The 9,845-nt window shown below is 70.9% G+C and carries 9 protein-coding genes and 1 tRNA gene; 5 read left to right on the top strand and 5 right to left on the bottom strand.

Annotation, left to right across the window (positions count from 1 at the left end; translation table 11 throughout):
- Together GX015_RS04805 and GX015_RS04800 are read left to right on the top strand one after the other, a co-directional pair.
- Positions 1-669: sensor histidine kinase (locus GX015_RS04805; protein ID WP_291343186.1), on the top strand; the 669-nt coding region annotated here is incomplete at its 5' end.
- Positions 666-1,316, top strand: coding sequence for a response regulator transcription factor (locus GX015_RS04800; protein ID WP_291343185.1), 651 nt, complete (start codon positions 666-668; stop codon positions 1,314-1,316). The genes GX015_RS04805 and GX015_RS04800, both read left to right, overlap by 4 nt.
- 87 nt (positions 1,317-1,403) lie before the next feature.
- Here the strand turns inward: GX015_RS04800 and GX015_RS04795 are convergent, their stop codons facing one another.
- Complete coding sequence (locus tag GX015_RS04795; protein WP_291343190.1) at positions 1,404-2,588, bottom strand: Ig-like domain-containing protein; 1,185 nt, start codon at positions 2,586-2,588, stop codon at positions 1,404-1,406.
- Positions 2,589-3,047: 459 nt separating this feature from the next.
- Here GX015_RS04795 and GX015_RS04790 point away from each other — a divergent pair.
- Positions 3,048-3,120, top strand: a tRNA-Lys gene (locus GX015_RS04790).
- Between the two features lie 186 nt (positions 3,121-3,306).
- Here GX015_RS04790 and GX015_RS04785 read toward each other — a convergent pair.
- Positions 3,307-3,588 carry a DUF3618 domain-containing protein gene (locus GX015_RS04785; protein ID WP_291343184.1) on the bottom strand — a complete coding sequence of 94 codons (282 nt, stop codon included), beginning with the start codon at positions 3,586-3,588 and terminating at the stop codon, positions 3,307-3,309.
- A 104-nt stretch (positions 3,589-3,692) separates the two neighbouring features.
- On the opposite strand from GX015_RS04785, the gene bcp reads away from it, so the two are divergent.
- A complete protein-coding gene (bcp, locus tag GX015_RS04780; protein ID WP_291343183.1) occupies positions 3,693-4,193 on the top strand; it encodes a thioredoxin-dependent thiol peroxidase in 501 nt (166 codons plus the stop codon).
- Positions 4,194-4,245: 52 nt separating this feature from the next.
- Positions 4,246-4,923, top strand: coding sequence for a TetR/AcrR family transcriptional regulator (locus tag GX015_RS04775; protein WP_291343188.1), 678 nt, complete (start codon positions 4,246-4,248; stop codon positions 4,921-4,923).
- 10 nt (positions 4,924-4,933) lie between these two features.
- On the opposite strand, the gene GX015_RS04770 is transcribed toward GX015_RS04775, so the two are convergent.
- From GX015_RS04770 to GX015_RS04760, 3 genes are all read right to left on the bottom strand, one after another.
- A complete protein-coding gene (locus tag GX015_RS04770) occupies positions 4,934-5,740 on the bottom strand; it encodes a type 1 glutamine amidotransferase (RefSeq protein ID WP_291343182.1) in 807 nt (268 codons plus the stop codon).
- Positions 5,741-5,890: 150 nt separating this feature from the next.
- The gene (locus GX015_RS04765) at positions 5,891-6,358 is read right to left on the bottom strand and encodes a holo-ACP synthase (RefSeq protein ID WP_291343187.1); all 468 of its coding nucleotides are present in this window, start codon (positions 6,356-6,358) and stop codon (positions 5,891-5,893) included.
- A 156-nt stretch (positions 6,359-6,514) separates the two neighbouring features.
- A partial coding sequence (locus GX015_RS04760) for a beta-ketoacyl synthase N-terminal-like domain-containing protein (protein WP_291343180.1) occupies positions 6,515-9,845 on the bottom strand: 3,331 nt, incomplete at its 5' end.

Raw genomic sequence — 9,845 nt, 5'->3', positions numbered from 1 at the left:
GCACAGGGGCTCTCTTCCATCCAGCTGCTGCTCCATTCGGCGGAGGCCTCGGCTCGCGACCACGGCGACGAATCGCGCACCCCGGACGACCGCGCCGCCTCCGCCGAGCGCACCATCGGGCAGATCCGCATGGCCCGCGAGGTCGCCGCCGACAACCTCCGCGAGACCCGCCGCATCATCGCGGCCCTCCAGCCCGGCGCGCTCACCGGCGCCGACTTGCCCGTCGCGCTGGCCCGCATCTGCGCCGCGACCCCGGCCACCGCCGACGGCTCCCCCGCCCACTTCAGCGTCGACGGCGATCCCCGCCCGCTGCCGGCGGACGTCGAGGCGGCGCTGGTCCGCATCGCCCAGGCCAGCATCGCCAACGTCGTCCGCCACGCCCGCGCCGACCGGTGCGCGGTCACGCTGACCTACCAGCCCGGCTCCGTGTCCCTCGACGTCGTCGATGACGGCGTCGGCTTCGATCCGGCCGCCGCGCCTCCGTCCGGGGCCGTCGGCATCGCGGGCGTGCGCCGCCGCATGGCGGCCCTCGGCGGCACGGTGTCCATCGAGTCCGCGCCGGGTTCCGGCTGCGGGGTGTCGGTGCACGTTCCGCTTGACGACGCCCCGCCCTCACCCGAGCCTGCCCCCGCTGCCCCGCACGCCCGTTCCCCGAAGGAGCCCCGATGATCACCGTCCTCTTGGCCGACGACCACCCCGTGGTGCGGGCGGGCCTGCGCGCCGTCCTCGAGACCGCCGGCGACATCGCCGTCGCCGCCGAAGCCGGCAGCCCCGACGACGCCGTGCGGGCGGTGTCCGACGCCCTGGACTCCGGTGCGCCCTTCGATCTCGTGCTCATGGATCTCCGCTTCGGCGAGGGCCCCGGCGCCCACGGCCAGGCCGGCGGGGTCGACGCCACCGCCCGCATCCGCGCGCTGCCCAACCCGCCGCAGGTGCTGGTGGTGACCAACTACTCCTCCGACGCCGACATCCTCGGCGCCGTGTCCGCGGGTGCGGTCGGCTACCTGCTCAAGGACGCCGACCCAGCGCAGCTCGTCGACGGCGTCCGCGCCGCCGCCCGCGGCGAAACAGTCCTGTCCGGCGACGTGGCGACCCGCCTCATGGGCCGCCTGCGCGACCCCGGCCGCTCCCTCACCGCCCGCGAAACCGAGGTGCTGCGGCTCGTCGCCGACGGGCTGTCGAACAAGGACATCGCCGGAAAGCTCGTCCTCACCGAGGCCACCGTCAAATCCCACCTGGTGCACGTCTTCACCAAACTCGACGTCGGCTCCCGCACCGCCGCCGTGGCCAAGGCCACCGAACTCGGCATGCTCTGAAAGCCCCGAAAACACGGAAAACCCCGCCCGGCCAGTGCAGGCCGAGCGGGGTTGAGCGTGGGCGTCGTAAAGCGAGGTAGCGGGGAGCTACCAGGAGGAGGTCTGGTCGGCGTTGCCGGCCTTCCAGGTCTCCCACGGGATGTTCCAGTCGCCCAGGCCATCGGTGCCGGGCAGGGTGCCGCCGACCGTGTTCTTGACGATCACGATGTCGCCGCGCTTCGTGTTCTGCTGGAACCACGCGGCGTTGGCGTCGGTGACGTTGATGCAGCCGTGCGACACGTTCTGCGAGCCCTGCGCCCACACCGACCACGGCGCACCGTGGACGTAGATGCCCGAGTAGGACATCTGGGTCGCGTACTTCACCGGGGTCTTGTAGCCGCCGTCCTCCAGCGCCAGGCCGTAGGTCGTGGAGTCCATGACCATGTTCGTGTGCTGGTCGCCGATCAGGTACGTGCCGTTCGGGGTGGGCCAGCGGCCCGAGCCCATGGAGATGGGCATGGAGTTCTCGACGACGCCGTTGCGCTCGATGGTCATCGTCTTCGTGGCGTCGTCGGCGATGGCCACGACGCGGTCGCCGATGGTGAAGTTCGTGGCGTTGTTCTCCTGGCCGTAGTAGCCGTTGCCCAGGTCCTTGCCGTAGATGTCGACCTCGACGTTGACCGTGGTGCCGGCCGGCCAGTACTCGGCCGGGCGCCAGCGCACCTCGGCGTTGTTCAGCCAGTAGAACGCACCCTCGACGGCGGGCTCCGTGGTGACCTTGATGGCGTCCTGCGCGGCCTGGCGGTCGGCGATCGGCTCGTCGAAGCGCACCGCGATGGTCTGGCCGACGCCGACGGTCGAGCCCTCGGCGGGCGACAGGTAGCCGTAGGTCTGGTTGTTCGGCACGACGGTCTGGAAGGAGCTGGACAGCTTCTCCGTGCCCGCCTTGGCCTCCAGCGAATAGGTGCGGCCGTAGCCGAGGTTCTCGGTGGTGGTCCAGGACTTGCCGTCCTCGGCCAGTTCGCCGGCGACCTCCTTGCCCTCGTCGTTGGTCATGGTGACCGAATCGAGCTTCGCGTCGTCGATGGACACCGTCACCGGCTCGGTGACCGACCAGTCCTCGGCACCGTCCTTGACGTTGGCCACCGGCTTCGGCTTGGCCTCCTCGACCTGCGCGGCCTCGCCGGAACCGTCGCCATCGCCCACGGTGCATCCCGTGAGGGTCAGCGCGGCGACGCCGACGGCCGCAACGATGGCCCGGACACGCCGGCCGCGGATCAGCTCAACACCCATGTTCTTCAATCGCTCCACACACTCGTTAACGTCGTCGACTCCACTTGCTTTGCGACGGCCCGCGCACACCGGTTAAACCGCAGGCGCGGGCGCCGCAAACGCATACCCGGCCAACTTAGTCGCTTGACCATGAAAAACGCACGTCAGGACAACCTTAGAAGGGTCACAATCCGGCAACATCGCATCATCGCAGGTGACGTCGCGGGTCATTTGGGTATCGATACAGTACCGCCGCACGTCCGGGGGGCTTCACCTTCTCGGTTCGATGCACATCGAAAGATTCCCGGCTCCGCCACAGCTCCGAAAGCGCCCGATTGAGCGGCGTGACCCGAAAGGGCCGACATGGAGGCCGACAAAACCCCTACTGACCAGCCGATTTTGTATCGCGCCGCGAAGGGGGTTATATTTCTTCTCGTTGCAACGGAGGCCAGCGCACAGCGGGCCGACGCCACAACGCAAGCGCCATTAGCTCAATTGGCAGAGCAGCTGACTCTTAATCAGCGGGTTCGGGGTTCAAGTCCCTGATGGCGCACAACAGAGAATCCCCGATCGGCGAAAGCCGGTCGGGGATTTTTCATTGCACCGCGATGAAGTCGGCGAAACACGGGCGCGCGGGCCGTCGTCAAGCAAAAGCCATCGACGCGCCGGAAGGCGACGAAACGACGAAAAGGACGGGCCCATGCGGACCCGCCCTCCGGCGGCGAAAGCCTGCCCTCGACTAGCGGGACGCGGCCTCGATCATTTCGCGGATGCGCTCGATCTCCTGGGAACGCTTGCGGTTGCGCACCACAGACAGGGCGATCGCGCCGACGATGACGGCGGCGACGGCGCCGAGCACGGCCTGGACCTTCGGCTCCTGCAGGCCGTCGACCGCGCGGGACTTGGCGTCGTCCGCGACGTTCTTCGGGTTGGTGCGCACCGAAAGCTCGTCCAGCGTCTTGGCGAGCTGGGTGCGGTTGCGCTCGATGTCGCGCTGGATGTCGTCAATGCTGCGGGCCACGTGGACTCCCCTGGATCGGTGAACGGTCGTCTGAACGAAAAGGGTAACACTCGAAAGCACCTGAGGGCGCCCAACACCCATTAATCCCCGCTACCATGATCCACATGGCCGATAACGACACCAGCGCACAGCAGAACATCCGGCTCGAACCCGGCGACGCCGCCCCCGACTTCACCCTGACGGCGGACGACGGATCCGAGGTGTCGCTGTCCGACTACCGCGGCCGGCGCGTGCTCGTGTACTTCTACCCGCGGGCCAACACCCCGGGCTGCACGACGCAGGCCTGCGACTTCCGCGACGAATCCGCGCAGTTCAACGACGCCGGCGTCGACGTGGTGGGCATCTCCCCCGACAAGCCGGAGAAGCTGGCGAAGTTCCGCGACGACCACGGACTGGACTTCACCCTCCTGTCCGACCCGTCGAAGGAGACCCTGGCCGCGTGGGGCGCGTTCGGCGAGAAGAAGAACTACGGCAAGGTCGTGCAGGGGGTCATCCGCTCGACGGTGCTCGTCGACGCCGACGGCAAGGTGGAGAACGCCTGGTACAACGTCCGCGCGAAGGGCCACGTCGGCCGCGTGCTCCGCGACCTGAACACCGGTGACTGAGCGCGGCGCGGAGTCGGCCGAGGAGGCTGGCGAGAAGGCTGAACAGGCGTCGGTGCGCCTCGACCCGGCGACCGACCCCGACCACGACCACGAGATCCTGCGGCCCCGGCGGCGCCCGGCGCAGCAGCGCAGCCGCGAACGCTACGCGCGGATCCTGACGGCGGCCCGGGAGGTGCTCGTCGACGTCGGATTCGAATCCTTCACCTTCGACGAGGTCGCCAAGCGGGCGGGCGTGCCCATAGGGACGCTGTACCAGTTCTTCGCCAACAAGTACGTGATGATCTGCGAGCTCGACCGCCAGGACACCGCCGGCGTCGTCGCCGAGATCGCCCACTTCGCCCAGCTCGTGCCGGCGCTGGAGTGGCCGGACTTCCTGTCGGAGTTCATCGACCACATCGCCGACCTGTGGCGCGATGACCCGTCCCGGCGCTCCGTGTGGCTTGCCGTCCAGTCGACGCCGGCGACCCGGGCGACCGCAGCGCACACCGAGCAGGAACTGCTCGACGGCATTTCCGAGGTCCTGCGCCCCCTCGCCCCGCGTTCCGACGCGCACGTCCGCAGCTTCATCTCGGGCCTGCTCATCCACACCACGTACTCGCTGCTCAACTACTCCGTCGACCGCCCCGGCGACGCCGGCATGCGCGAGCTGCACTACGAGCTGACGGTCCAGGAGGTCAAGCGCATGCTCATCTCCTACCTCATGACCGTCGCCGAAAAGGCCGGGGGTTAGGCGCCCCGGGCTACGCGCTCGCGAAGGCGGCGATCACCGAGCGTCCAGCAGCGCGGACCCGGTCATCGGCCGCGCGCATTTCGGAGAGCATCGCCTCCCCGTCGCCGCCATCGCCGGCGGTCCACGAGGCCATCAATTCCGGCGACGCCTCCGGATGAAACTGGACTCCCACCGCCGAGCCGACCCGGAACGCCTGGATCGGGCAGTCCTCCGATGACGCGAGGACCGTGGCGCCCTCGGGTGCCCGGACGACGGCGTCGTGATGCGATTCCGCCACCGTGAACGCCTCCCCCAACCCGTCGAACAGGGAGTCGGCGCGGCCGGCGTCGCCAAGCGAGACCACCCGCGCGCCCTCCTCGCCCGCGGTCGGATGCCCCACGACGACCTCCCCGCCCAGGGCGTCCGCCAAGATCTGATGGCCGAGGCAAATGCCCAGCACGGGGACGTCGGCGGCGACGGCGCCGCGGATGAGGGCGTGGACGTCGTCGAGCCAGGGGTAGGCCGTGTGGTTCATCGCGTTGTCGCGGCCGCCGAGAATGATCAGCGACGCCGGGGCCGGACCTGCCAGGAGCTCCACGACGCCCGGCACCGGCTCGCGCCACAATTCGACCGCCGACGTCTCGGCGCCCGCCTCCTCCAACCACGGACCGATGCGGTCGGTCGGGACGCCCTCGTCGGGCTGGAGGATCACGATGCGGCGCGTCGGTGTGGTGGCGGACGCGGTTGCTCCGGGCGCGGCGTCGGAGGCAATGGCGGCGGGACGTACGGGCATCGGCTGCGGCATCGGCTCAGACTCCTCGTGGACGACGGTGATCATTCCTGTCTACCTGCGACGATGGGGCGAGGGAACACCCCGCCGCGGGAATTAACCGCGCCGAAATCGGACGGCAACGCCCACGCCCGGATCGGGGGCGGTGTCGTGGGCCACCGGCTGCTCGGCGCTCCTCCGCGTCCCCTCCCCTGTTCCTCAGTGCGCCGCGAGGATGGCGATGGCGATCGCGTTGTCTCCGTCGTGGCTGATGCTGATGTGGAATCGCTCCTGGGGCGGGGAGGCGGGCGTCGGAAAGCCAGTCCCTTCGCCGGCGTCGCCCGCACCGAGTGATGCGGCAACGGCGTCGCGGACTCGCCCGTGCAGCGCCACCGCGACGCGGCCCCAGGCGTCGGCGACGACCTCGATGTCGCGCCACTGCAGCTCATCGCGCGGGATCGGCGGCGGCGCGCCGTACAGGGCCTGCGACCAGGCTTTGATCACCGCCTCCTTCACCGCCCAACGGCCGGCGAGATGGCGGGCCAGTGCGTCGCCGGTCAGGCCCCGGCGATTGGCGGCCGCGCGCTCCCCCACCGTGAACACCGACGACGCGAACGTCGAACCCGGGCGCGCGAGGTCTGTCGTGAACGACGGCACGTGCACCAAGTCGATGCCGGTGCCCAGAATCGCGCCTCGCGCCGCCCCTGAATCCATGCGCCCACGATACCCGGCGGCGCTCCCCGCCCCCGCCAACGCGAAAGCCGCGGCGGCGACCCCATCGGGATCACCGCCGCGGCTCACGCGGCTTCACTCGGACGGCGCTCGCGCGGTCCGGGCGAGGTGCTACTTGGCCGGCTCGTCGTCGAGCACTCCATCGACCAGACGGGCGTCCGGGTTCAGGATGACGGCCTTCTCGAGCTTCGCCGTGTCGCGGTACTCGCCGCCATCGCCCAGGCGACGGCCCTCGGGGCGCTCGTAGAGGCCCTCGCCGCCGTAGATCGCCTCGTCGATGCGGCGCAGGCCGGCGGCCTCGCGCTCATCGGCGGCGGCGCGCCAGGTGGCGGCGGCGTCCTCGCCGTTCTCGGCGGCCACGGAAGCGTGGAACGCCTCCGGGTGCACGATCGCGACCAGCGCGGACACGTGGCCGAAGCCCAGGGAGGTGACGAAGCCCGCCTTCATGGGCAGCGCGCCGCCCATCTCGATCGGCTTCGTCGGCCACACCAGACGGCCGTGCTTGGCCAGCTCCGGATCGACGCAGTCCAGCGAGCGGTTCGCCGGCAGCACGCCGGAGCGCAGCACCTGGGTCAGGCCGATCATCTGGAACGCCGCCGCGCCGCCCTTCGCGTGGCCGGTCAGCGACTTCTGCGACACCACGAACAGCGGGTTCGACTCGTCGCGGCCCAGCGCATCGGCGACGCGCTCGTGCAGCTCCGACTCGTTCGGGTCGTTGGCGTTGGTGGAGGTGTCGTGCTTGGACAGGATGGACACCTCATCCGCCGCGACGCCGTGCTTGGCCAGCGCGCGCGCCAGGCGCGAGCTGGTGCCGCCGCGCGCCGCACCCAGCGCACCCAGGCCCGGGGCCGGGATGGAGGTGTGCGCGCCGTCCGCGAAGGACTCCGCGAAGGCGACCACGCCGAGCACCGGCAGGCCGAGGTCGCGGGCGACCGAGCCGCGGGCCAGCAGCACGGTGCCGCCGCCCTGGGACTCGACGAAGCCGCCGCGGCGACGGTCGTTCGGGCGCGAGAAGAAGCGTCGGTCGATGCCCTTGGCGTCCATCGTGGCGGAGTCGGCGGTGGCGTTCATGTCGCCGAAGCCGGTGATGCCCTCGGTGGACAGGTCGTCGAAGCCGCCGGCGACCACGAAGTCGGCCTTGCCCAGCTGGATCTTGTCCAGGCCCTCCTCGACGGACACCGCGGCGGTGGCGCAGGCCGCGACCGGGTGGACCATCTGGCCGTAGCCGCCGACGTAGGACTGCATGACGTGCGCGGCGATGACGTTCGGCAGGGCCTCCTGCAGGACGTCGCTGGCGCGCGGCAGGCCCAGGATGCCGTCGATGAACAGGCTGCGCAGGGACTCCATCGCGCCGATGCCGGTGCCCTGGGTGGAGGACACGAGGCCCGGGTGGACGGCGCCCAGCAGCTCCGCCGGCGTGAAGCCGGAGGACAGGAACGCGTCGACGGTGCAGACGATGTTCCACAGGGAGACGCGGTCGAGGTTCTCGCACATCTCCGCCGGGATGCCGTACACGGCGGGGTCGAAGCCCTCCGGGATCTGGCCGCCGACGTAGCGGGACATGGCCATGCGGCGCGGCACCTGGACGGCGGTGCCGGCCAGTCGGGTGACGATCCACTCGCCGGACTCCTCGTCCGGGCGGGCGGTGGTGTTCTCCGGGTCGGACTCGACGAACGTGACCGCGGCGGCCTTGTCGCGGACCGGGAAGGACAGGTCGCGCTCGAGGTAGACGGTGGTCAGCTCGGTCATGGTGTTGTCCACCAGGTCGCCGTCATCGCCGTAGCGGCGGACGCCGACGCGGGCGGTGACCTCGTCGCGGTAGCGCTCGACGATGTCCTCTTCGTCGATGGGCTGGCCATCGGCGTCGAGCCAGCCGCCGTCGTGGCTGATCAGACCCATGGTCCAGGCCAGCTCGACGATGCCGGCGCCCGAGATCTCGCCGAGCTCCGCCTCGAAGCGGGTGCGCGACGAACCGTAGGGGCCGAGCTCGCCGGCGCCGACGATGACGATCATGTCCTCCGGGTCGACCTTGACGCCGGAGAAGTCCGGGGCGGTGCGGTCGAGCGGCTTGCGCAGGCCCGGCAGGGCGCGGATGGAGCGCGGCTTTGCGACGCCGCCGTCCTCGCCTTCGCCGTCCTTCTCGGAAGCGGCCATGGCCTCTTCCGCGAGCTTCGACATGTTCAGGTCGACGTCGCCCAGGCCACCGGTCAGGTCGACGGTGATCGGGGACTCGGTCGCCTTGGCGCGGGCCTCCGGGGTGGCCTGCTCCAGCAGGAGCTCGGCCATCTCCTCGGTGGCGTAGGTGCGCACGCCCTTGGCCTCGACGGCGTCGACCAGCGGGTCGTTGCCGCCCATGAGACCGGTGCCGCGGACCCAGCCGATGTGGGCGTGGACCAGCGAGGTGCGGGAGCCCCAGACCTCCTCGGCGTTCCAGCGGGTGACGACGGCGTCCAGCGCCGCCTTCGACTCGCCGTAGGCGCCGTCGCCGCCGAAGCGGCCGCGGTTGGGCGAGCCCGGCAGGACGACGTGCAGGCGGTGCGCGACGTCGGTGTCGGCGCCGATCTGCGACAGGCCGGCGACGAGGCGCTCGACCGACCACAGCAGCAGGCGCATCTGCATCTCGGCGGCCGGGCCGGCGTCGGCCAGGGAGCCCATGACGCGCGGGGCCGCGAACGGGAACAGCAGCGTCGGGGACATCGCGGGCTTGGTGACCACGGAGCCGCCGCCGACGGTGGCGATCTGCTCGTTGCCGACCCAGTCGACGACCGCGTCGAGGTCCTGGTAGCTGGTCAGGTTCGCCGGGACGACCCACAGGGCCGCTCCGTCGATGGCGTTGGTGCGGTACAGCTCCTTGTAGAACGCCAGTCGGCCCGGGTTGAGGGACGACGTGGTGGCGACCACGGTGGCGCCGTCGGCAAGCAGACCGCCGATGACGGCCGCGGCGATGGAGCCCGGCGAGCCGCCGGTGACCACGGCGACGTCGGAGGCGCGGGCGCCCTCGCCCGGCTTCGTCGCGGTGTTGGCCAGCTGCGAGTACGCGGCGGCCAGGGTGGTGCGGCCCGCGGCGGTGGCGCGGCCGGCCCAGAACTCGGCCTGCTTCGCGGCGGAGGCGGAGATCGCCTTCGGCGTCGCGGCGGCCAGGTCATCCTCGGAGGAGGCGGCCCACATGCGGGCCAGGTCCTCGCGGGAGGTGGCCCAGCGGTCGTCGATGAGCACGGCGCGGTCGGCGTCGAAGGACGGGGCGACAAGACGCGGCCAATCGGAGCCGAGCTCGGCGGTGACCAGGTCCAGCAGCTTGTCGTCGGCGTCGTCGGCGTCGAAGTCGACGGCGCCGCTGACCTCGTGGCCCAGCTGCTCGAGGATGGTGCGCGCGGCCACGGCGAGCACGCCGCCGGTGCCGGTGACCTGCTCGGCGAAGCCGCTCAGCTTCAACCTGGGCTTT

It is taken from the genome of Corynebacterium sp., from assembly GCF_012837295.1.
Classification (GTDB): Bacteria; Actinomycetota; Actinomycetes; order Mycobacteriales; family Mycobacteriaceae; genus Corynebacterium.
Note: the sequence above shows the minus strand (reverse complement) of the source record. Positions and strands in the feature narration are given on the sequence as shown.

Excerpts from the sequence above, each read along its gene's own strand:
- GX015_RS04770 (WP_291343182.1), bottom strand. The coding sequence starts at position 5,740 with ATGATCACCGTCGTCCACGAGGAGTCTGAGCCGATGCCGCAGCCGATG.
- bcp (WP_291343183.1), top strand. The coding sequence starts at position 3,693 with ATGGCCGATAACGACACCAGCGCACAGCAGAACATCCGGCTCGAACCC.
- GX015_RS04800 (WP_291343185.1), top strand. The coding sequence starts at position 666 with ATGATCACCGTCCTCTTGGCCGACGACCACCCCGTGGTGCGGGCGGGC.
- GX015_RS04795 (WP_291343190.1), bottom strand. The coding sequence starts at position 2,588 with ATGGGTGTTGAGCTGATCCGCGGCCGGCGTGTCCGGGCCATCGTTGCG.